The organism is Erwinia sp. AnSW2-5, assembly GCF_045107195.1.
GTDB lineage: Bacteria > Pseudomonadota > Gammaproteobacteria > Enterobacterales > Enterobacteriaceae > Erwinia.
The window spans coordinates 29,425-55,943 of sequence record NZ_JBJGXA010000021.1; the positions used below are offsets into that span (position 1 = coordinate 29,425).

Below are 26,519 nucleotides of genomic sequence, written 5' to 3' on the forward strand. Positions count from 1 at the left end.
TAACACCACAGATTCTGTTGGCGCTTTCTGGTATGCTTGCGGCGCTTTGCTAACAAGAGGCTTCATGTTGTCTATGTCAGGTTGGCGTAAATTATATTATAACTTATTGAATCTTCCAGTAAAACTACTGGTAAAAAGTAAAGCAATTCCGGCTGAACCGGTTGCTGAACTCGGGCTTGATACGTCGCGCCCTATTATGTATGTGCTGCCTTATGATTCAAAGGCCGATCTCCTTGCACTTCGTGAGCAGTGTCGCAAACAAGACCTGCCCGATCCTCTGGAACCTCTGGAGATCGACGGTACGGTATTGCCACGTCATGTGTTCATTCATGATGGCCCGCGCCTGTTCCCGTACTTTGTCCCGAATCTTCAGTCGGTCAAGCTGTTCCACGATTATCTCGATCTGCACCGCAATCATCCCGATCTGGATGTGCAAATGGTACCGGTATCGGTGATGTTTGGTCGTGCGCCGGGCCGTGAGGTACAGGGGAACGAACAGCCGCATCTGCGCATGCTGAATGGTATTCAGAAATTCTTTGCCGTCATCTGGCTGGGGCGCGACAGTTTTGTTCGCTTCTCTCCGATGGTATCGCTGCGCCATATGGCCACCGAGCACGGTACAGATAAAATCATCGCGCAGAAGCTGGCCCGTGTGGCACGTATGCACTTTGCTCGCCAGCGTTTAGCGGCCGTTGGGCCGCGTCTGCCAGTGCGCCAGGACCTGTTCAACAAACTGTTACAGTCCAAAGCGATCGCCAAAGCGGTAGAAGACGAAGCACGCAGCAAAAAGATTCCCCATGAAAAAGCCCAGCAGAATGCCGTTGAGCTGATGGAAGAGATTGCCGCTGACTTCTCTTACGAAGCGATTCGTCTGACTGACCGCATCATGGGTTGGACCTGGAGCAAGCTCTATCAGGGAATCAATGTTAACGGCGGTGAGCGCGTGCGCCAGCTGGCACAGGATGGACATGAAATTGTCTACGTGCCCTGCCATCGTAGCCATATGGACTACCTGCTGCTCTCCTATGTACTGTATCACCAGGGTCTGGTGCCGCCGCATATTGCCGCCGGAATTAACCTGAATTTCTGGCCAGCCGGCCCGATTTTCCGTCGCCTGGGCGCCTTCTTTATTCGTCGTACCTTCAAGGGCAACAAGCTCTACTCGACGGTGTTCCGTGAATACCTTGGTGAGCTGTTCACCCGTGGCTATTCCGTTGAATACTTCGTGGAAGGGGGCCGTTCCCGTACTGGCCGCCTGCTGGACCCGAAAACCGGCACGCTGTCGATGACGATTCAGGCGATGCTGCGCGGCGGTAACCGCCCTATCACACTGGTGCCGATTTACATCGGTTACGAGCATGTGATGGAAGTGGGTACTTACGCCAAAGAGCTGCGTGGCGCGACCAAAGAGAAAGAAGGCTTTATGTCAATGGTACGTGGGCTGCGTAAGCTGCGTAATCTCGGCCAGGGTTATGTGAACTTTGGTGAGCCATTGCCGCTGGTCGCGTATCTGAATCAGCAGGTACCGGAATGGCGTGAGGCTATCGATCCTATTGAAGCCCAGCGTCCAGCCTGGTTAACCCCCGCCGTGAATGACATCGCGCAAAAAGTGATGGTGCGGATTAACAATGCAGGGGCAGCCAATGCCATGAACCTGTGTGTGACGGCGCTGCTGGCATCACGTCAGCGTTCGATGACCCGTGAACAGCTGACCGAACAGCTCGACTGCTACGTGCAGCTGCTGCGCAATGTGCCGTATTCGCCGGATTCCACCGTGCCGGATATGACGCCAGAAGCACTGCTGGAACATGCGCTGAGCATGAACAAGTTCGAGCTGGAGCAGGATAGCATTGGCGAGATCGTGGTGCTGCCGCGCGAGCAGGCAGTGCTGATGACCTACTATCGCAACAACATCCACCACATGCTGGTGATGCCGTCGCTGATTGCCGCCATTCTGATGCAGCACCGTGAAATCAGCCGTGCCGAGCTTCTGCGTCAGGTCACGGTGATCTATCCGATGCTGAAAAGCGAGCTGTTCCTGCGCTGGAGCACGGATGAACTGGGCCAGGTACTCGACTCACTGGTGGCTGAAATGGCTCGTCAGGGGCTGCTGGTTGCAGAAGAGAGCAGTCTGCGCTTGAGTGCTGGTCGCTTCCGTACCCTGCAACTGCTGGCTGCCGGCGTGCGGGAAACCCTGCAACGTTATTCGATCACCTTCTCTATCCTCAGCGCGAAACCGGCGATTAACCGTGGAACACTGGAAAAAGAGAGCCGTACCATGGCACAGCGTCTGTCCGTGCTGCATGGCATTAACGCGCCGGAGTTCTTTGACAAGGCGGTGTTTACGTCGCTGGTGTTAACGCTGCGTGATGAAGGCTATATCAGCGATTCCGGTGATGCTCAGGTTGAGCAGACACAGCAGGTTTATCAACTGCTGGCAGAGCTGATTACTCAGGATGTGAGAATGACCATTGAGAGTGCCGTAGAGCAAGATTGATGTCAGTGTGGTGGGCCGATCAAAACAAATGATCGGCCCCTATGCGTTTTATCTGATCCCCAGTACCACGCCAACGAACAGCACCAACCCTACCCAGTTATTATTCAGGAAGGCCTGGAAGCAGCGATCGCGCTGACGTCCGGCAATCAGTTTTTGCTGATGGACAAAGAACACGCCCGCCACCAGCACCGCCCAGTAGAATACGCTGCTGAGATGCAGCTGCCAGCCCACCAGCGTCATCAGGCCAAGCGTTGCCAGCTGTAACAGACCCACAATCAGCTTATCGAAACGACCAAATAGAATGGCGGTAGATTTCACGCCGATTTTCAGGTCGTCATCACGATCAACCATCGCATAAAGCGTGTCGTACGCCACCGTCCAGCAAATATTCGCCAGGAACAGCAGCCAGCAGGTCAGGGGAACGGTTTCACTCACCGCAGCCCAGCCCATCGGGATCGCCCAGCCAAATGCCGCCCCAAGCACCACCTGCGGCAGGTGCGTGTAGCGCTTCATAAATGGATACAGCCAGGCCAGCCCCAGTCCACCAAGCGACAACCAGATGGTCATGTTATTCATGGTCAGCACCAGACCAAAGGAGACCAGCACCAGCCCGGCAAACAGCAGTTTTGCCTCACGCGTGGTCACCGCACCGCTGGGTAGCGGGCGCTCGCGGGTACGCTTCACAAAGCCATCGATTTTGCGGTCAGCAAAGTCATTGACCACACAGCCCGCAGCACGCATAAAAAATACCCCCAGCACAAAGACCAGCAGCACATTGAGTGGTGGGATTTTCATTCCCGCCAGCCACAATGCCCAGAGTGTTGGCCACAACAGCAGCAACGAACCTATCGGTTTATCAATACGCATCAGACGGCTGTAGGCCGAAAGCTTACTCATTGGCAGACTTCTCTCCACGCTATCGTCCCCCTTCTGCCGCCACGCTGGCATAGAGCGGGGAAGCGGGTAAAAACAGTTCGGTCAGTAATAGCGGCTTGCCCGACAAACGCAGGCGTGAACGCCGCCCCCACAGTTCAGCGCTGTGGCCGACATCAATAAAATCACGCGTTAAGGTGGAGGTGGCAAACAGATAACGTCCCAGCGGCACCGTACCCAGCTGTTGCAGCTTCTGCTCCGGTCCGTTCAGGGTCGACTCCGGGACCAGCGTGCGTGCCACCAGCCAGGGAACTCCGTCGCCGCACAGTTCGATCTCTCGCAACCAGTAACGTGCTTCTGCTGGCAGCAGGGCGATATCCTCTGCCGCGTCCTGCGCGCTGATAAAGCCTTCACGCAGCAGATTAACCGTCACCTCCTGGCAATGACGCTCAAAACGGCGGGTCATCGAATCGACTTCCATCAGCCAGTCCAGCAGGGGGGCGGTTAGCAGGGGTGATGAATCCGGTAGCCAGTTGATCGCGCGCAATAGCGACAGCGCGTTCTCAGCCATAACACTTCTCCGCAAAATCTTCGATGCGTCAGTGTAACGCAGACCCTGGCGGCAAACCTATCAAAGCTCGGCAAAAAGCCACGATTTTGTGGCCGGTTTACCGACTTATTCGCGCTTCAGACGGTTGCTGTTCGCCAGCCAAAGGGTGACCACCAGGATCAGGATGGCAATGGCGTAGGCCAGGGTATCGAACGGGTTTTTATGGTCGACGATAATCAGACGAATGATTGCCGTGATCCCGATGTAGACAAAGTAGCGCAGCGGGAAGTGGTAGCCTGACTGAAAATACTTAATGATCAGCGCGATAAACTCAAAATAGAGGAAGTAGATCACGATACCTTCGATCAGCAGATAAGACGATGTCTGCTCGCCGGTATTCAGCAGCACGTTGCCAAGATGGATGGTCTCTTTGCCAAGAAAGATGATCAGAATACAGGCCAGCACGATCAGGCCAGTGTTTAATACCATTTGCAGGGCAAAAGCCAGCCGGATGGCGGGCGTGTTACGTTCCGGGGACGTCATGATACACCTCAAAGTGACTGTTAATCGTCGGGCGACCCGACGATTAACAATATGCTTCAGTGTGATGAAGATCACAACATTTCGATTGGATTAGGACGGATACGGGACGACAGGAAAAAGCCGTCCCTGGCGTATCCTCTAGCGGTAATGAACGTCGCGGTCGCTGGTCATATCGTACAGCTGGTATTTACGGCCCAGCATCTGTCCGCCATCACGCGTCAGCGGCGTCCAGTTGACCTGCGCGCGGCCACGGGTTGGTGAAACGCTAAAGACATCCATTGGTACGGAGATGTAGAAGCCTTTGGTGAAGTCGCCTTCGCCATACTCTTCTGCCGAGACGTTGGTTTTCGTGGCGTAAGCGCCCACGATAATCCCGCTGTCAAAGCGCTTCGAAACATCAACGGTAACGCCTTTGTCTTCAGCCAGATATTGCCCAACGCTGGCTTTCACCAGGACGTTACGCATAAACCACGGCTGCCAGTATCCGGTAATGTTGCCCACCTTCGCCGTATAGTCGTTGAACTTCATCATGTTGTCCCAGTCGCGCTGTTTGACGTAGTTCGCATCCACGCCAATCGCCCAGCTGGAATCCAGCGGACGGTAAAGCACTTCGCCCCCGGCTCCGCCGTACATGGTTTCCAGATACCCGCCATACACCTGGCCGTAGAAGCCGTTGCCAAGTTCACGCATGTAGTTGGCCTGCAGGTTATTCACGTAAACGTTATTTTCAACGTAGTCGCGAATATGGGTACGTACGCGTGGCAGCGTGGAGTCCGCCGGTGCGCCGTTATAGTTGAACTTGTCATAGTTGTTGGCAAGGTTGCCGAACAGGCTGCCATCTACCAGCAAATGATCCGTCAGCCAGAAACTGGCGTTCGCCATAACGCCCAGCTGATACAGGTAGAAGCTTTCCGGGCCACCAACAGACTGATTGAGCACCGGCGACAAGCTGTAGTTCAGGCGATCGCCCTCGATAAAGAAGCCCTGCTCGGTGCGGCCCGGGTCAACCGGATTGACACGTTGCTGCTGTAGCGTCTCTTCACTCCCCAGCGGGTATCCCGCCAGCTGACGTTGCAGACTCGGCACGTTCGTTTCCGTGGTCACCTGCGGCATATGGCTGCGCGTCTGGGTCACCTTCAGGGTATCAATCCCCTCTGGCAGGTGGTTCACCATGATGATGTTGGCACGATCGACGCCGCGCGTGGTATCGCGATATTTCGCCTGCTCACCGCTCACGTACAGCGTGCTGCCCTCAACCTGAATGCTTGGGGCATTCAGCCCGGCGTTGTACTTCAGATCGGTCAACTGACTGGCCGTCACCGTCGGATCGAGGAAGCGCTCCTGCGGTTGCGGGTTATATTCCGGTTGCGGCGTATCACGCTGGGTCTGATGCAGATCGTTGAAGTTGGTGCGCAGGGTGAAACCGGCCATAAAGGTGTTGCCACGCTCATAGCTGACGTTCACATCTGCCCAGTCGGTAATGCGGTAGATCGCCCCGACGTTAAACTTGCTCTTCTGCTCCAGACGCCCGGCGAAATCATCCTTGTAGTCGTTACCTTCGTATTCCATTTTCAGGCGCAGCGGCTGCCACGGCGTCTGATATTCAATCCCGCCGAAGATAGCGGTTGGCCCTTTGAACATATCGCTACCGCTGACGGAACCGGCGGTGCCGCTGCCCTCGGTGCGGTAGCAATATTTTTCACTGGCGGAGCAGAACGGGTTTTTCACCGTGCCGCTGTTACCGATATAGCCCCAGCCCATACCGAGGGTGAAATCAAAGGGTCCCCAGGCTTTGGTGGCCACCAGATATTCACTGTCAAACAGGCCCGTACCACCGAGGTCACGCGTCCCCACGGAGACTTCCGGCAGCCAGAAGCCCTCTTCCCACAGGCGTAGTTTGAGGTCGAAGGCTTTGTCTTTGTAGGTCTGATTCCCCGAAAAACTTGAAACGGCACTGTACTCGCGGGTTTTCACATCGGTATAACGGATGGTCGCCTCCAGCCACGGGAACAGCTGCACCGAGGAGGAGTAGAAGTGATACTGATCGTTATAACGGTAGTTAAGGCTGAACTCGCCCTCTTTGGCCATACGCGCGGTTGGCACCTGCATCAGGCCGACGCCACCAAAGTCAGACTGTGACGGGCCAATCGGGTCCGGATAACCGGCAGCCTGAACCTGGCAGGCACAGGCGACAGAGAGTGACAGCAGGCTGAGAAGATAACGTTTTTTCATCAGTCAGGGATCCGGTGCGTCAGAACAGAAACGATCTGCTGGTTAAGATCGGCATAGGCGCTCGGCAGCGTCCAGGAAGAGAAGCCCACAAACAGGATGCTGCCCGGCTGCGGCTCATAATGGCGACGGTTCCAGTACGCCACCGGCACTTCCGTCACCTCTCCTCCCGGGGAGATCACCTGCGCCTTGTTGCGTTCACCGCCGTCTCTTCGCGGATGTGCATCAAGATACTCAACCACGGATCGTCCTGCTGCCCACGGCGTTTTCCCTGCATTTTCCACCACGCCAGCCAGCGTGACGGATGTGGGTTCTGCCAGGGTATACAGGCTGTATTCCCCTTCCAGCGTGCGGTTAGCCTGCGGCCGTAAACGCACCCAGTCCGGGTCCAGATTGACGATCTGACGTCCTGTGACTTTCAGCCCGGCAATCTGCTGGCGAACATTTTCCACCACGGCGGCCTGTTCTTCGTCGCCGTCACTTTTGAGTTCATCGCGCCATGCCTGCAAGCGTGCCAGCAGCTGCTGCTGTTGCTGTACCGCCACGACCGTCGCCCGTTTTTCGCCGATCACCGTTCCCGGCCACCAGGTTTTCTGCGTCAGTGCCGGGTTGGTCACCAGCTGCGCCAGATTGGCCGCTCCGCTGATCGCCACCGGCTGTGTCTGTCCAGGGTAAAAGACATCGACCCGGCCGTCGGCCTGGGCGTGCAGCGACAGTGATGCCACTATCCCTGCGAGAATAAGGGTTATTTTTTTCATGATTTCGCAGGCTTCAGGATGGTGGATTCAACCGGGATATAGTCTGCCCCCAGCATTTGCAGTGACTGGCGCACCTGTCCGCTGGAGATATCCACCCAGAAGGTGTTGCGCCAGGATTCGCCGCTTTCCGCTATCGACACGTCTTCCTGCCAGACGCGGCACGCCACTGGCTGACCCACCAGTTGCAGCACCTCATCCTTCAGACGCGAGAAGTGGGAAACCGCCGTGCCTGCCTGAGGCGTGCCGCCCTCGGTCCAGCGCAGGGTGCGGGTCCAGCTTGCACCTTCGGTGAGATGCAGGGCATCACGCAGTGGATCGCTATCGAGATTGCTGACCTCGTTGAGGTTATCGCCCATGCCAAGGGTTTTCACCATGCGACCATGCTGGGTCACCAGCATAGCTTTATCGCGGGTGATCCACTTCTGCTGACCATTTTCGTTGAAGCCCAGCACCACAAAGATCTGCTGGCCGCCATTGACGCGCAGATACATGCTGGCGTAAGGCATATTGTCGATTTGTTCGTTAGTCATCTGGATGTCGTCGACGCCAAGAAAAGCCAGCTTGACGGTTTCACCCAATCCTTTTTGCGTTTGTGTACAGGCCTGAAGCAGCAGGCAGAGCAGCAGAAGTGGTAGGTTTCGCAACTGTGTGTGTCCCTGAGCAAAGTAGAACAAGGCTGAAAATAACCACACAAATGTGTGGTTATGATTAATTTTTGAACTTAGCGGGTTGTACTTGTGGTGGTGGTGGTTGTTGTTCCGGTATTGGAACCATTTCCACCGCTGCTTGCTGCCAGCAGCACGCCAGCCAGTGCGCCAGCAGCGCCAATACCAACAGCGGTGGTGACACCGGTCGACATCGCACCTGCATCAGCACCGGCAGCATCACCCGTTTCAACCGCTGGCGTACCAGTGGCTTCAACAGCGGCAAACGCGCCAGTTGCACTCGCTAAGTACACTATGGCTGCAGTAGCCCATATGACTTTTTTCATCACACTTTCCCTTCATTAAATGAATGGATGCCCGGGCCTGGATGGCACCTGGCGACTCCAGTATGGGGAATTAATTTCCAGAAAGCAGCGCATCGGGCAAGGTGTCGGGCCAGAAGAGAAGGCGATGATAAAAATCTGACAATACGAGATATTCAGATATTTTAATCTGTAAAAGGCACTTACACAGCGGTTAATACCAATACTTACTTTATTATCGATACGAAAAGTTAAAAAAGGCATGCAGGGAGGGGAATAGTGACGTAGCGGTAATAATTGACAAGATATCGACTGTAAAGTGATAGGAATCAATTAAATAACAAATGAGTTATTACAATTTTTTTGTTTTTACCGGATGTTTATTTAAGAATTATCCGTCTCAAAATGACACGGTTTAAGGCGCTTTTAGGATTATACCCATCCTCATTCTTTTCACTTTATTCATCTTTGGGGTGAAAAAGAGGTGTGTAATCAGAGTACCAGCAGGTTGCCAACGCCCGGCGGCGGTCACAAAGAGAAAGGTCCGACTGTCAACCAGGTCCAGTTATTTCCAGAAAATAAAAAACCCCCAGAAACTGGGGGTTCAGGTCAGAGGGATGACCAGAAAAGGGCCGTCCCACGCGGGGATTAACGCCAGGATTTATAGCGATTAATCAGACCATTCGTCGAGCTGTCATGGCTGTTGACTGCTTCACCATCCGCCAGTTCTGGCAGGATGCGGTTAGCCAGCTGTTTACCCAGCTCCACGCCCCACTGATCGAAGGTGAAGATATTAAGGATCACGCCCTGAGTGAAGATTTTATGTTCATACAGTGCAATCAGCGCCCCGAGGCTGTACGGAGTGATATCGCGCAGCAGGATGGAGTTGGTTGGACGGTTGCCTTCAAACACTTTGAACGGCACCACGTGCTCAACGGCTTTAGCGTCCAGGCCTGCATCTGCAAACTCTTTCTCCACCACGTCACGAGCTTTACCAAACGCCAGTGCTTCCGTCTGAGCAAAGAAGTTAGACAGCAGCTTGCTGTGATGATCGCCCAGCTTGTTATGCGATACCGCTGGTGCGATAAAGTCGCATGGCACCAGCTTGGTGCCCTGGTGGATCAGCTGGTAGAACGCATGTTGACCGTTGGTGCCAGGTTCGCCCCAGATAATCGGGCCAGTCTGGTAAGAGACCGGGTTACCAGCACGGTCAACATTTTTACCGTTGGACTCCATGTTGCCCTGCTGGAAGTATGCGGCAAAGCGATGCATGTACTGATCGTAAGGCAGAATGGCTTCGGTTTCGGCACCGAAGAAATTGTTGTACCAGATGCCGATCAGCGCCAGCAGCACCGGCAGGTTTTTCTCTTCCGGGGTATCGGCAAAGTGACGGTCCATGGCGTGTGCGCCATCCAGCAGCTTCTCGAAGTTGTCGAAACCGATAGAGAGGATGATCGACAGACCAATCGCTGACCACAGAGAGTAACGGCCGCCAACCCAGTCCCAGAATTCGAACATGTTAGCCGTGTCGATACCGAACTCGGCCACCGCTTTACCGTTGGTCGACAGCGCAGCAAAGTGCTTCGCTACATCTTCCTGATGACCCGAGGTCAGGAACCAGTCACGCGCGCTGTGGGCGTTGGTCATGGTTTCCTGCGTGGTGAAGGTTTTCGACGCCACCAGGAACAGGGTGGTTTCCGGGCTGAGTGTTTTCAGCGTTTCAGCAATGTGCGTGCCGTCAACGTTGGAAACGAAGTGCATATTCAGGTGATTTTTATACGGGCGCAGCGCTTCGGTGACCATAAATGGCCCCAGGTCAGAACCCCCGATACCGATGTTCACCACGTCGGTGATCGGTTTACCGGTAAAGCCTTTCCACTCACCGCCGATGATGCGCTCAGAGAAACCTTTCATCTTCTCCAGCACCGCGTTCACTTCCGGCATCACATCTTTGCCGTCAACGACGATTGGCGTGTTGCTACGGTTACGCAGCGCCACGTGCAGTACGGCACGATCTTCAGTACGGTTGATTTTCTCACCGGAGAACATCGATTTGATCGCCCCCTGCAGATCGGTCTCTTTGGCCAGCGCCTGCAGTTTTTCCAGGGTTTCGCTGGTGATGCGGTTTTTGGAGAAATCCACCAGCATCTGATCGTCGAACGTGGCAGAGAAGGCAGCAAACCGGTTGGCATCTTTGGCGAAAAGGTCAGCAATTTGCACATCTTTCATTTGTTCAAAATGCTGAAGCAGCGCCTGCCAGGCAGCGGTTTGTGTCGGATTGATATTTTTCATAGCAACACACTCTTTTTATTTAAGAACTGTCATTCAGACCGGACGATATATTACCTGTTACGGGCGTTCGGCTCCCCTCTTCCTGCAACAGGTCACAGCTATCATCCCGCCACGATTTTGGCTCCGTCGGTGCGAATGATTCGCATGGAGGTTTTCAGTATGACTATTCATACCCTTTTACGGGAAAAAATTATAGCCCGGACCGTGCTTATAAGAATTGACGCTTATAGTCTAAACGATGATTTATGTACCAAAAGTGATTAGCGTCAGTGATACCTGCCGGGGTATAACGAAAATGAATAATCATCCGCCGACAAGCGTTGACAGCCGCACCATAACCCGATATTTCTATGCGCAACTTACGCAATGTGTAAGCCAGAAGAGGCGCGTCGCCCAGGCAGTGTATTGGAGGAACCGAATCCTTTGATAATGCATGATGGGGAGCGACGCCGAGGTATCAACCACGCGGAGTGGGGCGTATCGACCGCAGGGGCTGAATCCTCTGGGTTGTCACCAGCAACGTCCGGTAGTCGGGCGGCGAGGTGGGGCGCTTCTGGGTGACTCGTAGCCTTCATTCTACGTCCTCCCCGTTGTGCTCCTTCCCTTGTGCCAAGCTGATGGAATAAATCCTGACACGAAGGTAGTCATCGTAATGTCTCAAAATCTGATCGTGGCGAAATTTGGCGGCACCAGTGTGGCCGACTTTACCGCTATGAACCGCAGCGCTGATGTGGTGCTGTCCAATCCCGATGTGCGTCTGGTTGTCCTGTCCGCCTCTGCGGGTGTGACCAATCTGCTGGTTGCCCTGGCTGAAGGCCAGCAGCCAAAACAGCGAGCGTCCCTGCTCGACGACATTCGCCGTATTCAGTACGCGATTATCGACGCGCTGGATCAACCGACGGTCATCCGTGATGAAATCGACCGTATGCTGGACAACATCAGTATGCTGTCCGAAGCAGCAGCGCTGTCGACCTCTACCGCCCTGACCGATGAACTGGTCAGTCACGGTGAACTGATGTCCACCCTGCTGTTCGTTGAGATCCTGCGCCAGCGTCAGGTCGCCACAGAGTGGTTCGATGTACGTAAAGTGATGCGCACTAACGACCGCTTTGGCCGCGCAGAACCGAACGTCACGCTGCTGAACGAACTGGTTAATACGCAACTGAAAGCCCGCACTGAGGAATCTCTGGTGGTCACTCAGGGCTTTATCGGGAGTGAAGCGCAGGGCCGCACCACCACGCTGGGCCGTGGCGGCAGTGACTATACGGCTGCCCTGCTGGGTGAAGCGCTGCATGCCAGCCGCATTGATATCTGGACCGACGTGCCGGGTATCTACACCACCGATCCGCGCGTGGTGCATTCCGCCCATCGTATTGATGAGATCACTTTTGAAGAAGCCGCCGAAATGGCGACATTTGGTGCAAAAGTGCTGCATCCGGCAACGCTGCTGCCTGCGGTACGCAGTGATATTCCGGTGTTTGTCGGTTCCAGCAAAGATCCGTCAGCCGGTGGCACAATGGTGTGCAATAAAACCGAGAACCCACCGCTGTTCCGCGCCCTTGCGTTGCGCCGTAAGCAGACGCTGCTGACGCTGCACAGCCTGAATATGCTGCATGCGCGCGGGTTCCTCGCCGAGGTCTTCAACATTCTGGCGCGTCACAATATCTCCGTTGATCTGATCACCACCTCCGAAGTGAGCGTGGCGCTGACGCTGGATACCACCGGTTCAACCTCAACCGGAGACAGCCTGTTAACACAGGCGTTGCTGACGGAACTCTCCTCCCTGTGCCGGGTGGAAGTGGAAGAGAATCTGGCGCTGGTTGCCATTATCGGCAACAAACTTTCTCAGGCCTGTGGCGTGGGCAAAGAGGTGTTTGGCGTGCTGGAGCCGTTCAATCTGCGCATGATCTGTTATGGCGCCAGCAGCTACAATCTCTGCTTCCTGGTCCCAGGGCAGGATGCAGAAAAAATCGTTCAGACGCTGCACCGCAATCTGTTTGAATGATGATGAAACCGGGCCTTGCCCGGTTTTTTTATTGCTATGAAAAACTCAAATCACCTGCATAACCGCTGAAAGAAAAAGCGCGATTCAAAAAAGGAAGCCTCTCTATGCTCGCCACTTTTACCCGACTGTTCCCCCTCTGGGCAGTCCTGCTCTCTGTTGCTGCGTATTACACACCCACGACCTTCACCGGAATGGGGCCTTATGTGCCTTACCTGCTGATGCTGATTATGTTCGGTATGGGTGTGACGCTCAACGTCGGCGATTTCAAACGGGTACTGACCCGTCCGGCGCCGGTCATTGCCGGTACGTTCCTGCACTATCTGGTGATGCCGCTGGCAGCCTGGGGCCTGGCAAAGCTGTTCCATATGCCGCCTGACCTGGCAGCGGGTATGATTCTGGTGGGCAGCGTAGCCAGCGGCACCGCGTCTAACGTGATGATCTATCTGGCTAAAGGCGATGTCGCCTTGTCCGTGACCATCTCCTCCGTCTCGGCGCTGGTTGGCGTGTTCGCTACGCCGCTGCTGACCAAATTCTATGTAGATACCCATATTCAGGTGGATGTGGTGGGGATGCTGCTGAGTATTGTGAAAATTGTCGTCGTGCCGATCAGTCTCGGCCTGGTGATCCACCACACCATGAACGGCGTAGTGAAGCGCGTGGAGCCTTATCTGCCCGCCTTTTCCATGATCTGTATTCTGCTGATCATCAGTGCCGTGGTCGCGGGCAGCCAGGGCTTTATCGGCTCGGTTGGCCTGATGGTGATTGTGGCGGTGATCCTGCATAACGCCATTGGTCTGCTGGGCGGTTACTGGGGCGGCAAGCTGTTTGGCTTCGACGAATCCACCTGCCGCACGCTGGCGCTGGAAGTGGGCATGCAGAACTCCGGTCTGGCTGCGGCGCTGGGGAAAATGTACTTCTCACCACTGGCGGCACTGCCGGGCGCGCTGTTCTCCGTGTGGCATAATCTGTCCGGTTCACTGCTGGCGGGTTACTGGTCAGGGAAAGCGATTAACAAGACGTAATCTGTTCATCACAGGGGGCATCCCCCCCTGTGATCATCACGCCTCACTCATCATCTTTGTCATCATCCGCCTGCTCCAGCACACTGTATGCCACCGCGCAGAACAGGGAGTTCAGACGTTTCATATCCCCCAGCAACCCCAGATGCAGCGAACTGGTTTCGATGCTCTGTACGTTATGCTGATGCAGGCGGTCTACATGGGCGTGCGAGTAGCGACGGTTGGTGATGCGAAAACGGTGCTTGGAACGACGCAGGCGTTTCGCACTGGTAATATCGCGGGATAAGAATACCGACAGGCTCAGACGCAGGTTGTTGGTCAGCAGCTCTATCTGAGCGTCCAGCTCCTGCAAACCTTCTACCGAGAATGCGCGCCGCGCGGCCAGTGATTTATCGGCCACATCGCCGCTGATCCGTTCAAGAATATCCCCTGCCTGCTCCAGGTTGAGGGCCATCTCGATAATTTCTGCCCAGCGCCGTGAATCCTCTTCCGGCAGGTCTTCTTTCGGCATCTGTGCCAGATAGAGTTTGATGGCGGTGTACAACACATCAACATCATCATCCAGCTTGCGAATTTCGCGGTCTTCACGCAGTTCGCCGTGCACAACTTTGCTGAAGGTCGCCAGCATCTGTTCCATCACATCCCCCATTCGCAGGGTTTCGCGTGAGGCATTCGCCAGCGCCAGTGCGGGCGTATCCAGCGAGCCAGGATCAAGATGACGCGGTTTCAGGCGCAGGTCGGTTTCCGGCTCCTCACGGATAAGTCGATGACACAGCGCAGCCATCGGTTCGGCAAAGGGCACCATGATGATGCAGCGGATCAGGTTGTAAAACACATGGAAGAAGATCACTAACTCTTCATCGTTGACCGGCAACTTCTCCAGCCACCCCGCCAGCGGATCGATAAACGGCAGCACCAGCAGCGAGCCGATAAATTTAAACAGCAGGCTGCCGAGCGCCACCCGTTTGCCGGAGGCATTCGACGCGCTGTTATTCAGCATCGCCAGCAGCCCGCTGCCCAGGTTAGCGCCGACCACCAGACACAGGGCGACTTTGAAGGAAATCACCCCGGTCGCCGTCAGCGTGGCGGTCAGCAGGACGGCCGCCAGGCTGGAGTAGCTGATAATCGCAAACAGCGCACCGATAAGGGAATCGAGCATCACATCACCGGTCAGTGATGAGAACAACACTTTCACTCCGGCTGCCTGGGTGATCGGCGTAGCGGCGGCAACAATAAGCTGCAAGGCCAGAAGAATTAATCCCAGCCCGATGCTGGCACGCCCTATCTGCCCGGCACGGGTCTGTTTACGGCCAAGGAAGAACACCACGCCAAAGAAGATAAACAACGGCGACAGCCAGGAGAGATCAAAAGTGAGGATACGCGCCATCAGCGCCGTACCGACGTCCGCACCAAGGATAATCACCAGGGCAGGCGTCAGCCCCACCAGCTCCTGTGCGACAAATGACGTCACCAGCATGGTGGTGGCATTGCTGCTCTGTACCAGGGCGGTCACGCCAATGCCCGCCAGAAACGCCATCGGTTTTTTTGCCACGCTGCGGCTGAGTACCCGCCGCAGATCGGCGCCGTAAACGCGCATGATGCCGGTACGCACGATGTGCGTCCCCCACACCAGTAGCGCCACGGCAGAAAGAAGATTAAGCAGGGTTAACACAGATATCGACCTCATCACTCAGAAAGACTGACTATGCACAGCAGTAAAAACATCCGCTGTGCTGATAGTGTTAGTTTAGCCGATGATGACCTTATCAATTCTCAATGAAGAGCAATGAACACGTTTTTAATCAGCGTCATATCCCAGATTCGGTGCAAGCCAGCGCTCAATGTCGGTAACCGACATCCCTTTCCGCCGGGCGTAGTCTTCAATCTGGTCGCGCTGGAGCTGGGCCACGGCAAAGTATTTACTCTCCGGGTGGCTGAAGTACCAGCCAGACACCGCCGCCCCTGGCCACATGGCGAAGGATTCCGTCAGTTTCATGCCGGTGTGAGTTTCCACATCGAGCAGTTCCCAGATAGTGGCTTTCTCCGTGTGCTCCGGGCAGGCCGGGTAGCCAGGCGCAGGGCGAATGCCCTGGTAGTTTTCCCGAATCAACTCGTCGTTGCTGAGGTTTTCCGTGGCGGCAAAGCCCCAGATTACTTTACGCACCCGCTCATGCAGATATTCGGCAAAGCCTTCCGCCAGACGGTCTGACAGGGCTTTAACCATAATTTTGTTGTAGTCGTCGTGCTGTGCATCCCAGGCCTCTGCCAGCGCATCTTCTTCCAGGCCTGCGGTGACGGCAAATGCCCCCAGGTAATCGGCTTTGCCGCTCAACTTCGGTGCAACAAAATCAGCCAGGCAGTAGTTAGCAAAGCCCTTTTTCTCGGTCTGCTGGCGTAAGTGATGACTCACTTTCAGAATTTCAGTGCGCGATTCATCCGTGTAGATTTCAATATCGTCCCCGACACGGTTAGCCGGGAAAATACCCACCACGCCGCGAGGATTGAGCGAGCCGTCGCGGCTCAGCTGATCCAGCATTGCGTTGGCATCGGCAAACAGGCGTTTGGCTTCTTCACCGACCACTTCATCTTCCAGAATACGCGGATATTTGCCCGCCAGTGACCAGGTCATAAAGAATGGCGTCCAGTCGATGTAGTTACGCAACGTTTCGATGTTAGCGCTCACTTCGCTCACACCCAGCCTGTGTGCTACCGGTGGAGTGTAACTTTCCCAGTCGAAGGCAAAATCGTTGTCACGCGCCACCTGTAAAGTCACCGGCGGCGTACGCGGTTTTTTACGTGCATGCTGAATGCGCACGGTGTCGTACTCTTTGCGCGTGCGGGCAACAAAGCCGTCGTACTGAGTGGCTGACAGCAGCGCGGAAACCACGCCGACGGTGCGTGAGGCATTCTGCACATACACCGTCGGGCCACTGTAGTTCTGTTCGATTTTGACCGCCGTGTGCGCCTTGGAAGTGGTCGCCCCGCCAATCAGCAGCGGCAGGGTAAAGCCCTGGCGCTCCATCTCTTTGGCCACGTTAACCATTTCATCCAGCGACGGGGTAATCAGCCCGGAAAGCCCGATAATATCGGCATTGTGCTCACGGGCGGTTCTCAGAATTTTTTCACTGGGCACCATCACGCCCAGGTCAATGATTTCGTAGTTATTACACTGCAACACCACGCCAACGATGTTTTTTCCGATGTCGTGTACATCCCCTTTTACCGTCGCCAGCACGATTTTACCGTTGGTACTGCCCTTCTCTTTGCTGGCTTCAATGTAAGGTTCAAGCCAGGCGACCGCCTGCTTCATCACGCGTGCTGATTTGACCACCTGCGGCAGAAACATTTTGCCCTCACCAAACAGATCCCCCACCACGTTCATCCCGGCCATCAGCGGCCCTTCTATCACCTCAATCGGGCGTGAGGCGAGCAGACGGGCGGCTTCGGTATCAACCTCAATAAACTCGGTAATGCCTTTCACCAGCGAGTATTCCAGCCGTTTCGCCACGTCCCAGCTGCGCCATTCGGCCTGCGGTTTGGTGCTGTCATCGTCGGCTTTGCTGCCGCGATATTTCTCCGCCACATCCAGCAAACGCTCCGTACCGTCATCGCGGCGGTTCTGGATCACATCTTCTACCGCATCGCGCAGGTCGGCGGGCAAGTCGTCATAGATCGCCAGTTGTCCGGCGTTGACGATGCCCATATCCATGCCGTTACGAATGGCGTGATAGAGGAAGACGGCGTGGATCGCTTCGCGTACCGGGTCGTTGCCACGGAACGAGAAGGAGACGTTGGAAACGCCGCCGGAGATCATCGCATGCGGCAGTTCGCGTTTGATGTCTTCACAGGCGCCGATAAAGTCCATCGCGTAGTTGTTATGCTCTTCAATGCCGGTGGCGACCGCGAAGATATTCGGGTCAAAGATAATATCTTCCGGCGGGAAACCGACCTCTTCCGTCAGCAGCTGGTAGGCACGGCGGCAGATCTCGATTTTACGCGCGCGGGTATCGGCCTGGCCCTCTTCATCGAAGGCCATCACCACCATCGCCGCACCGTAGCGCCGCACCAGGCGCGCATGATGCAGGAACTGGTCGACGCCCTCTTTCATGGAGATCGAGTTAACGATGCCCTTGCCCTGGATACATTGCAGACCTTTCTCGATCACATCCCATTTGGAGGAGTCGATCATAATCGGCACGCGGGCGATATCCGGTTCCCCGGCAATCAGGTTGAGGAAGCGCACCATCGCCGCTTCGGCGTCGAGCATCCCCTCATCCATGTTGATATCGATAATCTGCGCGCCGCTCTGCACCTGCTGTAAAGCCACTTCCAGCGCTTCGTTATACTTCTCTTCTTTGATCAGACGCTTAAATTTTGCCGATCCGGTAACGTTGGTCCGTTCACCCACGTTCACAAACAGGCTTTCTGCGCTGATGGTCAGCGGCTCCAGCCCGGCAAGGCGGCAGGCAACGGGCAGCGTCGGCAGCGGGCGCGGGGCAACGCCCTCCACCGCTTTCGCCATCGCCGCGATGTGCGCGGGCGTAGTGCCACAGCAGCCGCCGACAATATTGAGGAAACCCGCCTGCGCCCATTCACCAATCTGCTCGGCCATAATGCGCGCATCAAGATCGTATTCACCAAAGGCGTTGGGCAGCCCGGCATTCGGGTGCGCGGTCACATAACCTTCGGCAATACGCGCCAGCTCCGCCACGTACTGACGCAGCTCGTCCGGGCCGAGGGCACAGTTCAGGCCAAAGGAGAGCGGTTCCGCGTGGCGCAGTGAGTTATAGAAGGCTTCCGTGGTCTGGCCGGAGAGCGTTCGGCCGGAGGCATCGGTGATGGTGCCGGAGATCATCAGCGGCAGCTCAACGCCCAGCGCTTCAAATTCCTCTTTAACGGCAAAGATCGCCGCCTTGGCATTCAGGGTATCGAACACCGTCTCAATCATAATAATGTCAGCGCCACCTTCCACCAGCGCACGGGTGGATTCCCGGTAGGCTTCCACCAGCTGGTTAAAGGTAACATTGCGGAAAGCGGGATCGTTCACATCAGGAGAGATGGAGCAGGTACGGTTAGTGGGCCCTAACACACCGGCGACATAACGCGGACGATCTGGCGTGCGGGCGGTCCATTCATCCGCACAGGCGCGCGCCAGTTTGGCTGCCACATAGTTGATTTCTGCCGACAGCGATTCCATCTGGTAATCGGCCATCGCGATAGTGGTGGAGTTGAAGGTGTTGGTTTCCAGAATGTCGGCACCCGCCGCGAGGTAACCGTTGTGGATTTCGCTGATAATATCGGGTTTCGTCAGCACCAGCAGATCGTTGTTGCCCTTCAGATCGCTGGGCCAGTCGGCAAAACGCACACCGCGAAAATCCTCTTCTTCCAGTTTGTAGCTCTGGATCATCGTTCCCATGCCACCATCCAGCAGCATGATGCGTTTCTTCAACTGCTGATGCAGCGCTTCAATCCGGTTACTCACGACTCTTCCCCTTCAGCATCTCAACCAGGCACCACTGCCAGCACGTCATACTGGCACAACTTTTGTGCGGGTAACAGCGATGCCAGGTGAGACATTTTCAGCCAGGTAACAAATGCAGAAGCCGCTTGAAGTATGACGGGTATAGAACGAAAATGATTTCCATAATGAGGACACAAAGGAGTCAGGTATGGTCACCCCCGTCGTCGTGAAACGCGGCAAGAAGCCACGTGCCGCCGCTGCATCCACGGCCGCCCCGGCCGGGCAGGTTCAGTCGTTAACCCGCGGCCTGAAGCTGCTGGAATTTATTGCCGAGTCCCACGGTAATGTGGCGCTGACCGAGCTGGCCCAGCAGGCCGGGCTGCCGAACTCCACCACGCATCGCCTGTTAACCACCATGCAGCAGCAGGGATTTGTGCGGCAGGTCGGGGATTTAGGGCTGTGGACCATCGGGGCGCACGCATTTGTCGTCGGCAGCAGCTTTTTGCAAAGCCGTAACCTGCTGGCGCTGGTCCACCCGATGCTGCGCACGCTGATGGAGGCCTCTGGTGAAACGGTGAATCTCGCGGTACTGGACCTCAGCGATCACCAGGCGGTGATTATCGATCAAGTGCAGTGCTCTCAGCTGATGCGCATGTCAGCACCGATTGGCGGCAAGCTGCCGATGCATGCGTCCGGTGCCGGTAAGGCGTTTCTCGCCAACCTTGATGATAAGCAGGTGAGTGAACTACTGCATCGTCAGGGGCTTCATCACTACACGCCGAAAACGCTGATGTCGCCACACAGTTTGAAAGAGAATCTCGCGCTGGTGCGCAAGACAGGCTATTCGTTTGATGATGAAGAACACGCGCTGGGCCTGCGCTGCATCGCCGCCTGCATCTACGACGAGCACCGCGAACCCTTTGCCGCGATTTCAATCTCCGGCCCGATTTCACGCATTACCGACGATCGCGTTACAGAGATCGGTGCGCTGGTGATTAAAGCAGCGAAAGAGATCACCCGTGAATACGGTGGATCGCGCTAACCCGCCGCATCCAGTGAACCATAGCGCTGGCTGAAGCGCTGACGGCGACGGTAGGCGAACACATCTTCAATGTGCCCCGCGCGGATACGCTGCTGCAGTCCGCGCCAGAAGTCGGCGTGGAACAGCTCCGCGTGCATTTCATCAAACAGCGTGGCGATAGCCGGGTCGGCGCACAGGTAGTGTCGGAACTCTTCCGGGAACACATCCTCTGGCGACACGCTGTACCAGGGCTCATGGCTTAATTCATCTTCCGGGTAGCGGGCGGGCGGGATGTCGCGGAAGTTCACTTCCGTCATGTAGCTGATTTCATCGTAGTCATAGAACACCACTCGCCCGTGACGGGTGACGCCAAAGTTTTTATACAACATATCGCCGGGGAAGATATTGGCCGCCGCCAGCTGCTTCACCGCGTTGCCGTACTCTTCTATCGCCTCACGGCGCTGCTGCGTGCTGGCCTGCTCCAGCCACAGGTTCAGCGGTGTCATGCGCCGTTCCATATACAGATGGCTGATGGTCAGCATCTCACCGTGGCGTTGCAACTTCTCCGGCACTTCCCGCTCCAGCAACGCCAGCAGCGCAGGGCTGAGCCGCTTCTCTTCGATGGCAAAATTTTCGAACTCCTGCGTATCCGCCATTCTGCCTACGCGGTCATGTTCTTTCACCAGCTGGTAGCACTGACGTACCCGCTCTGGCGTCACCTCTTTCTGTGGTGCAAAGCGGTCTTTGATCACTTTAAATACCCGATCAAAGCCTGGCAGGGTAAACACCAGCATCACCAGCCCCGGCACCCCGGGCGCCACCACAAACTGCTCGGTGGTGGCCGTCATATAATGGAGATATTCGCGATAGGTTTCGGTTTTGCCATGCTTCTGGCAGCCAATCGCCATATACAGTTCAGCGGTGGTTTTTCCCGGCAGGATCTCGCGCAGCCATTCGACCAGCGCCGCAGGCAAAGGGGCATACACCATAAAGTAGGAGCGGGCGAAGCCGAAGACGATGCTCGCCTCACGGTTGCGCGTCAGGCAGGTATCAATAAACAGCGCACCTTCGTCACTGCGGTGGATCGGCAGCAGGAAGGCACAGACGCCCGACGGTGTGCGCAGTTTGGCCACCAGCCAGGCCGCTTTATTACGGTAAAACAGTTCGTTAGCCACCTGTAAACTCGCCTGTTGCAGCTCACTCGCGCTAAAGTTTTCCCGCAGATGCGCCATGATAAACTGGATATCGCGTGCCATATCCTGCCACGGCAGGCGCAACGGCAGATCGTGCAGTAAACGGCTCAGTAAAGGCTGCCAGCCATCGGCCGCACTGAAGGTTTTTGCCAGCGGGCGCGGAATGGTACGGAATCGCTGTTCTGGCTGCGAACTGAAGATAAACAACCGTTCCGGCGTCAGTGCCTGGTGGCTGAACAAACGGCAGTAGACGGAATTAAAAAAGCTTTCAGCTATTTCAAAGCGCGGGTAATCCGGCAGCAGATCGGTGTAAATGGTTTTCACCTGCTGGAGAAAGTCGCGATCCTCCGACTGCGATGCGGTAATGCAGCGCAGCTGCTCGACCACCAGACCAACATGGTGGTCGTAGAGATGGATACGGGCCTTCATCGCGTGTTGTACCGCCTGCCAGTCGGCCTGTTCAAAGCGCTGTTGCGCCCCGGCAGTGACTTCGAGGAAGCGTCCATACTGGGCGTCAAATCCTTGCAGGATGGTGCGGGCAATCAGGGTTTCCAGCGTGGTCATGGTTCACCTCCGGTGATGGCATGACGAAGGGACGGGCAGGCCCGCCCCCTTTGATTGGCTTATCAGAACTGCTCTTCTTCCGTCGATCCGGTCAGGGCGGTCACTGATGACACCCCGCCCTGGATGATGGTCGTAACATGATCAAAGTACCCCGTTCCGACCTCCTGCTGATGCGACGAGAAGGTGTAGCCCTGTTCAATCGCGGCAAACTCTGGCTGCTGCACTTTCTCCACGTAGTGGCGCATGCCTTCACCCTGCGCGTAAGCTTGTGCGAGATCGAACATGTTGAACCACATGCTGTGAATGCCCGCCAGAGTGATGAACTGGTATTTGTAGCCCATCTCTGACAGCGCCTGCTGGAAGCGGGCAATCGTGGTGTCGTCGAGGTTCTTCTTCCAGTTGAATGACGGTGAGCAGTTATAGGCCAGCAACTTACCGGGGAAGCGCGCGTGAATGGCTTCGGCAAAGCGCCGCGCCTGCTCAAGATCCGGCTTTGAGGTTTCACACCAGATCACATCGGCATAAGGTGAATAAGCCAGGCCCCGGCTGATCGCCTGCTCAATGCCGGCATGGGTGCGGAAGAAGCCTTCCGGTGTGCGCTCTCCGCTAATAAATTCGCGGTCGTATTCATCGCAGTCGGAGGTGATCAGGTCTGCTGCATCCGCATCCGTGCGGGCAATCAGCACCGTAGGTACGCCCATCACATCGGCCGCCAGGCGTGCTGCCACCAACTTTTGGATCGCTTCCTGGGTCGGCACCAGCACTTTACCGCCCATATGGCCGCACTTCTTCACCGATGCCAGCTGGTCTTCGAAATGGACGCCTGCCGCGCCGGCCTGGATCATCGATTTCATCAGCTCAAACGCATTTAATACCCCGCCAAACCCTGCCTCCGCATCGGCCACGATCGGCAGGAAATAGTCCACATAGCGCGGGTTTCCAGGCTCAATATTCGATGACCACTGAATCTGATCGGCACGCTGGAAGGTGTTATTGATACGTTCCACCACCGACGGTACGGAGTTCGCCGGATACAGCGACTGGTCCGGGTACATGCTGGCGGCAAGGTTAGCATCGGCTGCCACCTGCCAGCCGGAGAGGTAGATCGCCTCAATCCCCGCTTTTGCCTGTTGCAGTGCCTGCCCGCCCGTCAGTGCGCCCAGGCTATTGATGTAGCCCTTTTTGGCTCCACCGTTAAGCAGCGCCCAGAGTTTTTCCGCGCCGTTTTCAGCCAGCGTACAGGCCGGGTTAACCGACCCGCGCAGTTTGACCACCTCTTCAGCGCTGTAAGGACGGGTGATGCCATCCCAGCGTGCATCGCGCCAGGTTTGTTCTGTCTGCTGAATCTGTTGGGTACGAGAAGTCATGGTGGAGCTCCTTGTCAGGGTTCAGGGAAGTAAGCGGTAGCCCGGCAGAGTCAGAAACTCAACCAGTTCGGATTCAGTGGTAATGCGTTCCATCAGCGAGGCGGCCTCTTCAAAGCGCCCTGCGTGATAGCGTGAGTCACCCAGTTCTTGTCGGATCACCTGCAACTCTTCTGCCAGCATCTGGCGGAACAGGGTTTCAGTAACGACCTCGCCGCTTTGCAGCGTTTTACGGTGATGGATCCATTGCCAGATGGAGGTACGTGAGATTTCAGCGGTGGCGGCATCTTCCATCAGCCCGTAGATAGGCACACAGCCGTTGCCACTGATCCAGGCTTCGATGTACTGCACGGCGACGCGGATATTGGCACGCATACCGGCTTCCGTCCGTTCACCGGCACAGGGCGCCAGCAACTGTGCTGCGGTGATGTCTGCATCCTGTTCACGCATCACATGGAGCTGGTTCGGACGTTCACCCAGTGCCTGATCGAAGATGGCTTTCACCGTGTCGGCGAGCCCTGGATGCGCAATCCAGGTTCCGTCGTGACCGTTCGCCGCTTCACGCTGTTTGTCGGCCTGTACTTTGTCCAGCACCCACTGGTTACGTTCGGCATCTTTACTGGGAATAAACGCCGCCATTCCGCCCATCGCAAATGCCCCGCGGCGGTGACAGGTTTTGATTAGCAGGCGCGAATAAGCGTCCAGGAATCCCTGATCCATCGTCACGGACTGACGATCCGGCAGCACACGATCCGGATGATTTTTCAGGGTTTTGATGTAGCTGAAGATGTAATCCCAGCGGCCGCAGTTCAGCCCAACGATATGATCGCGCAGGTGCCAGAGGATCTCGTCCATCTGGAAAACAGCCGGTAAGGTTTCGATCAGCAAGGTCGCTTTGATGGTTCCGCGCGGCAGATCAAAACGATCTTCGGTGTAGCTGAACACATCGCTCCACCAGGCCGCTTCCTGATACGACTGGGTTTTCGGCAGATAGAAATAGGGTCCACTGCCCTTCGCCAGCAATGCATCAACGTTGTGGAAGAAGTAGAGCGCAAAATCAAACAGGCTGCCAGGGATCGGCTCATTGCGCCATGTGACATGTTTTTCAGGCAGGTGCAGACCGCGAACACGACAGATCAGAACCGCGGGATCGGGCTGCAACTGATAGATCTTTCCCGCGTCACTGGTGTAACTGATGGTCCCGTTGATCGCGTCGCGCAGGTTAATTTGCCCGGCGATCACTTTATCCCATGCCGGTGCCAGTGAATCCTCAAAATCGGCCATAAAGACGTTCACATTGGCGTTAAGCGCGTTGATCACCATCTTGCGTTCTACCGGCCCGGTGATCTCAACCCTGCGGTTCTGTAAATCGGCTGGGATACCGCGTATTTTCCAGTCACCATTTTTAATGGAATCCATTTCCGAAATAAAACCCGGAAGAATTCCCGCGTCAATATGGCGCTGAGTCCGTTCACGTTCGGCCAGTAATGCATGACGTCGCGGTGTGAATTTCACCACCAGATCGCTGAGAAAATCGACGGCTTCATCGGTAAGAATCTGCTGTTCATCCTGACCAAATGCGCGCTGGAAGGCCAGTTCGCTGCTGATTACCTGTTGTGTCATCTGTTTGCTCCTGTCATCGATACGACCGGGTACGCACTGTGTTACCCGGCGATCTTCGTTGAACAATCTTTGAACTACAGGATCAAAATATCATCAGTTAAATTTAAAAATCAAAAGCTATTTCCATTTTAAATGTAAAATGATCGCAATAGATTGATTAATATGAATTTAAAACTTAAATTTTACAGGAAGTTGTTTTCACAAAATAATGGGATCGCGATCGGGTGACTGGATTCAGCAAAAAGAGAGAGGTGTGAGAAGTGTACAAGGTGGATCAGGGATCCACCTGACAACAGAAACCGGGGAGTGATTACTCGAGCGTTGGGTTCATATGACGCAGATCGAACGGTGTGATCTGGTAGACGTAGTAGTTCAGCCAGTTGGAGAACAACAGGTTGCCATGACTACGCCAGCTGGCACGCGGTGGCAGTGCCGGGTTGTCATTCGGGAAGTAGTTGAAGGGCACTTCCGGGTTCAGGCCAGCATCAAAATCGCGGTGGAATTCACCGGACAGCGTCAGTGCATCATATTCCGGATGGCCGGTGACAAAGGCCAGGCGTTTGTCTTTGCTGGCAAACAGGTAAGCACCGGTCTGGTCCGACTCAGCAAAGATTTCGAGGTCCGTATAGTCACGCAGTAACTGAGCCGGGAAGTCGGCATAGCGTGAATGCGGTGCCAGGAACGTGTCATCAAAGCCGCGCGTTAACAGCGCATGAGGATGCAGAATCTGATGCTCAAACACGCCGGAGAGTTTGTTATCGCGCGTCTGTTTTGGGATGCCATACAGGATATTGAGTGCCGCCTGTACCGCCCAACAGACAAACAGTGTCGATGTGACGTGCTCTTTCGCCCAGTGCAGCACTTTCTGAATTTGCGGCCAGTAGGCCACATCGCAGAAGTCGACCAACCCCAACGGCGCGCCGGTAACGATCAGACCATCATAGTTATCATTCTGAATATCTTCGAAATTACAGTAGAAGTTGTTCAGATGCTCCGAAGGCGTATTGCGTGACTCACGGCTGTCGATACGCAGCAGCTGGATGTCGATCTGCAGCGGAGAATTGGAAAGCAGACGCAAAAACTGGTTTTCAGTTTCGATCTTCTTTGGCATCAGATTCAGTACCAGCACTTTCAGCGGGCGAATATTCTGCGTGCTGGCACGCGTGGACGTCATAACAAAGACGTTCTCGTCGCGCAAAAAACTTACGGCTGGTAATTCATCGGGTACCCTGATCGGCATGACCTGCTTCCTCACTACATACGTTTATACGTTCAGACATCCAGACAGCCAAAGATAACGTGCCGCTGCCTGAATGTCGAGTACTCATCTGATTCTTGAAAATGTTTCATCTCATTGCTCAGTATAGAGTAGCAATCGACCAAATAGTGGTGAGAAAACACGCAGCACAGTAGAGGATTGCTTCGATTCAGCAACGAGTAACTTGCTGATTTTGATGTAAATAGGGGGGAATACACGGCAATAACTAAATTTTGTGTAAACAAAAAAGCCTCATACTTTCGTATGAGGCTTGTCTGCTTATTTGATGCCTGGCAGTTCCC

Annotated in this window: 18 protein-coding genes and 1 riboswitch; of the genes, 4 read left to right on the forward strand and 14 right to left on the reverse strand. The window is 55.4% G+C overall.

What is annotated here, in order from left to right; genetic code table 11:
• Positions 1–73: 73 nt before the first annotated feature.
• Entirely contained in the window at positions 74–2,497 is a 2,424-nt protein-coding gene (gene plsB, locus ACFL9S_RS15670; protein WP_405262834.1) for a glycerol-3-phosphate 1-O-acyltransferase PlsB, read from the forward strand.
• A 48-nt stretch (positions 2,498–2,545) separates the two neighbouring features.
• On the opposite strand, the gene ubiA is transcribed toward plsB, so the two are convergent.
• The 8 genes from ubiA to pgi all read right to left on the reverse strand — a co-directional run bounded on the left by ubiA (position 2,546) and on the right by pgi (position 10,709).
• The gene (ubiA, locus tag ACFL9S_RS15675) at positions 2,546–3,394 is read right to left on the reverse strand and encodes a 4-hydroxybenzoate octaprenyltransferase (RefSeq protein WP_405262816.1); all 849 of its coding nucleotides are present in this window, start codon (positions 3,392–3,394) and stop codon (positions 2,546–2,548) included.
• Between the two features lie 19 nt (positions 3,395–3,413).
• The gene (gene ubiC / locus ACFL9S_RS15680) at positions 3,414–3,941 is read right to left on the reverse strand and encodes a chorismate lyase (RefSeq protein ID WP_405262817.1); all 528 of its coding nucleotides are present in this window, start codon (positions 3,939–3,941) and stop codon (positions 3,414–3,416) included.
• Between the two features lie 105 nt (positions 3,942–4,046).
• Positions 4,047–4,463 (reverse strand): phosphate-starvation-inducible protein PsiE, encoded by a 417-nt coding sequence (gene psiE, locus ACFL9S_RS15685; RefSeq protein ID WP_405262818.1) that lies wholly within the window; start codon positions 4,461–4,463, stop codon positions 4,047–4,049.
• A 138-nt stretch (positions 4,464–4,601) separates the two neighbouring features.
• The gene (locus tag ACFL9S_RS15690; RefSeq protein ID WP_405262819.1) at positions 4,602–6,695 is read right to left on the reverse strand and encodes a YjbH domain-containing protein; all 2,094 of its coding nucleotides are present in this window, start codon (positions 6,693–6,695) and stop codon (positions 4,602–4,604) included.
• Positions 6,695–7,450 (reverse strand): capsule biosynthesis GfcC D2 domain-containing protein, encoded by a 756-nt coding sequence (locus ACFL9S_RS15695; protein ID WP_405262820.1) that lies wholly within the window; start codon positions 7,448–7,450, stop codon positions 6,695–6,697. Before ACFL9S_RS15695 ends, ACFL9S_RS15690 begins: the two co-directional genes overlap by 1 nt.
• Entirely contained in the window at positions 7,447–8,094 is a 648-nt protein-coding gene (locus ACFL9S_RS15700) for a YjbF family lipoprotein (RefSeq protein WP_405262821.1), read from the reverse strand. The genes ACFL9S_RS15695 and ACFL9S_RS15700 overlap by 4 nt, the downstream gene beginning before the upstream one ends.
• Positions 8,095–8,171: 77 nt before the next feature.
• Positions 8,172–8,441 (reverse strand): exopolysaccharide production protein YjbE, encoded by a 270-nt coding sequence (gene yjbE / locus ACFL9S_RS15705; protein ID WP_405262822.1) that lies wholly within the window; start codon positions 8,439–8,441, stop codon positions 8,172–8,174.
• Positions 8,442–9,065: 624 nt separating this feature from the next.
• Entirely contained in the window at positions 9,066–10,709 is a 1,644-nt protein-coding gene (pgi, locus tag ACFL9S_RS15710; protein WP_405262823.1) for a glucose-6-phosphate isomerase, read from the reverse strand.
• Between the two features lie 371 nt (positions 10,710–11,080).
• Positions 11,081–11,270, forward strand: a riboswitch (Lysine riboswitch).
• A 91-nt stretch (positions 11,271–11,361) separates the two neighbouring features.
• Between pgi and lysC the strand changes: the two genes are divergently transcribed.
• On the forward strand, positions 11,362–12,714 hold the full coding sequence (gene lysC / locus ACFL9S_RS15715; RefSeq protein WP_405262824.1) for a lysine-sensitive aspartokinase 3: 1,353 nt from the start codon (positions 11,362–11,364) through the stop codon (positions 12,712–12,714).
• A 104-nt stretch (positions 12,715–12,818) separates the two neighbouring features.
• Positions 12,819–13,736: a ketopantoate/pantoate/pantothenate transporter PanS gene (gene panS, locus ACFL9S_RS15720; protein WP_405262825.1), complete on the forward strand. Its 918-nt coding sequence runs from the start codon at positions 12,819–12,821 to the stop codon at positions 13,734–13,736.
• A 43-nt stretch (positions 13,737–13,779) separates the two neighbouring features.
• Here the strand turns inward: panS and ACFL9S_RS15725 are convergent, their stop codons facing one another.
• Both ACFL9S_RS15725 and metH read right to left on the reverse strand, forming a co-directional pair.
• Positions 13,780–15,405 (reverse strand): Na/Pi cotransporter family protein, encoded by a 1,626-nt coding sequence (locus ACFL9S_RS15725; RefSeq protein ID WP_405262826.1) that lies wholly within the window; start codon positions 15,403–15,405, stop codon positions 13,780–13,782.
• A 126-nt stretch (positions 15,406–15,531) separates the two neighbouring features.
• The gene (metH, locus tag ACFL9S_RS15730; protein WP_405262827.1) at positions 15,532–19,215 is read right to left on the reverse strand and encodes a methionine synthase; all 3,684 of its coding nucleotides are present in this window, start codon (positions 19,213–19,215) and stop codon (positions 15,532–15,534) included.
• A 187-nt stretch (positions 19,216–19,402) separates the two neighbouring features.
• Here metH and iclR point away from each other — a divergent pair, with 187 nt between their 5' ends.
• On the forward strand, positions 19,403–20,236 hold the full coding sequence (gene iclR / locus ACFL9S_RS15735; RefSeq protein WP_405262828.1) for a glyoxylate bypass operon transcriptional repressor IclR: 834 nt from the start codon (positions 19,403–19,405) through the stop codon (positions 20,234–20,236).
• On the opposite strand, the gene aceK is transcribed toward iclR, so the two are convergent.
• The 4 genes from aceK to metA form a co-directional block, all read right to left on the reverse strand.
• Positions 20,233–21,972: a bifunctional isocitrate dehydrogenase kinase/phosphatase gene (gene aceK, locus ACFL9S_RS15740; RefSeq protein WP_405262829.1), complete on the reverse strand. Its 1,740-nt coding sequence runs from the start codon at positions 21,970–21,972 to the stop codon at positions 20,233–20,235. The genes iclR and aceK overlap by 4 nt on opposite strands.
• A gap of 62 nt (positions 21,973–22,034) precedes the next feature.
• A complete protein-coding gene (gene aceA, locus ACFL9S_RS15745) occupies positions 22,035–23,339 on the reverse strand; it encodes an isocitrate lyase (protein ID WP_405262830.1) in 1,305 nt (434 codons plus the stop codon).
• Positions 23,340–23,360: 21 nt separating this feature from the next.
• Positions 23,361–24,959, reverse strand: coding sequence for a malate synthase A (gene aceB / locus ACFL9S_RS15750; protein WP_405262831.1), 1,599 nt, complete (start codon positions 24,957–24,959; stop codon positions 23,361–23,363).
• 310 nt (positions 24,960–25,269) lie between these two features.
• Positions 25,270–26,199 carry a homoserine O-succinyltransferase gene (gene metA, locus ACFL9S_RS15755; protein WP_405262832.1) on the reverse strand — a complete coding sequence of 310 codons (930 nt, stop codon included), beginning with the start codon at positions 26,197–26,199 and terminating at the stop codon, positions 25,270–25,272.
• Positions 26,200–26,519: the final 320 nt, after the last annotated feature.

Bases quoted from the DNA above. Each gene is read 5' to 3' on its own strand.
- aceK (WP_405262829.1), bottom strand. From the start codon at position 21,972: ATGACCACGCTGGAAACCCTGATTGCCCGCACCATCCTGCAAGGATTT.
- iclR (WP_405262828.1), top strand. From the start codon at position 19,403: ATGGTCACCCCCGTCGTCGTGAAACGCGGCAAGAAGCCACGTGCCGCC.
- ubiA (WP_405262816.1), bottom strand. From the start codon at position 3,394: ATGAGTAAGCTTTCGGCCTACAGCCGTCTGATGCGTATTGATAAACCG.
- plsB (WP_405262834.1), top strand. From the start codon at position 74: ATGTCAGGTTGGCGTAAATTATATTATAACTTATTGAATCTTCCAGTA.
- lysC (WP_405262824.1), top strand. From the start codon at position 11,362: ATGTCTCAAAATCTGATCGTGGCGAAATTTGGCGGCACCAGTGTGGCC.
- aceA (WP_405262830.1), bottom strand. From the start codon at position 23,339: ATGACTTCTCGTACCCAACAGATTCAGCAGACAGAACAAACCTGGCGC.
- yjbE (WP_405262822.1), bottom strand. From the start codon at position 8,441: ATGAAAAAAGTCATATGGGCTACTGCAGCCATAGTGTACTTAGCGAGT.
- ubiC (WP_405262817.1), bottom strand. From the start codon at position 3,941: ATGGCTGAGAACGCGCTGTCGCTATTGCGCGCGATCAACTGGCTACCG.
- ACFL9S_RS15690 (WP_405262819.1), bottom strand. From the start codon at position 6,695: ATGAAAAAACGTTATCTTCTCAGCCTGCTGTCACTCTCTGTCGCCTGT.
- aceB (WP_405262831.1), bottom strand. From the start codon at position 24,959: ATGACACAACAGGTAATCAGCAGCGAACTGGCCTTCCAGCGCGCATTT.
- metA (WP_405262832.1), bottom strand. From the start codon at position 26,199: ATGCCGATCAGGGTACCCGATGAATTACCAGCCGTAAGTTTTTTGCGC.
- ACFL9S_RS15695 (WP_405262820.1), bottom strand. From the start codon at position 7,450: ATGAAAAAAATAACCCTTATTCTCGCAGGGATAGTGGCATCACTGTCG.
- psiE (WP_405262818.1), bottom strand. From the start codon at position 4,463: ATGACGTCCCCGGAACGTAACACGCCCGCCATCCGGCTGGCTTTTGCC.
- panS (WP_405262825.1), top strand. From the start codon at position 12,819: ATGCTCGCCACTTTTACCCGACTGTTCCCCCTCTGGGCAGTCCTGCTC.
- pgi (WP_405262823.1), bottom strand. From the start codon at position 10,709: ATGAAAAATATCAATCCGACACAAACCGCTGCCTGGCAGGCGCTGCTT.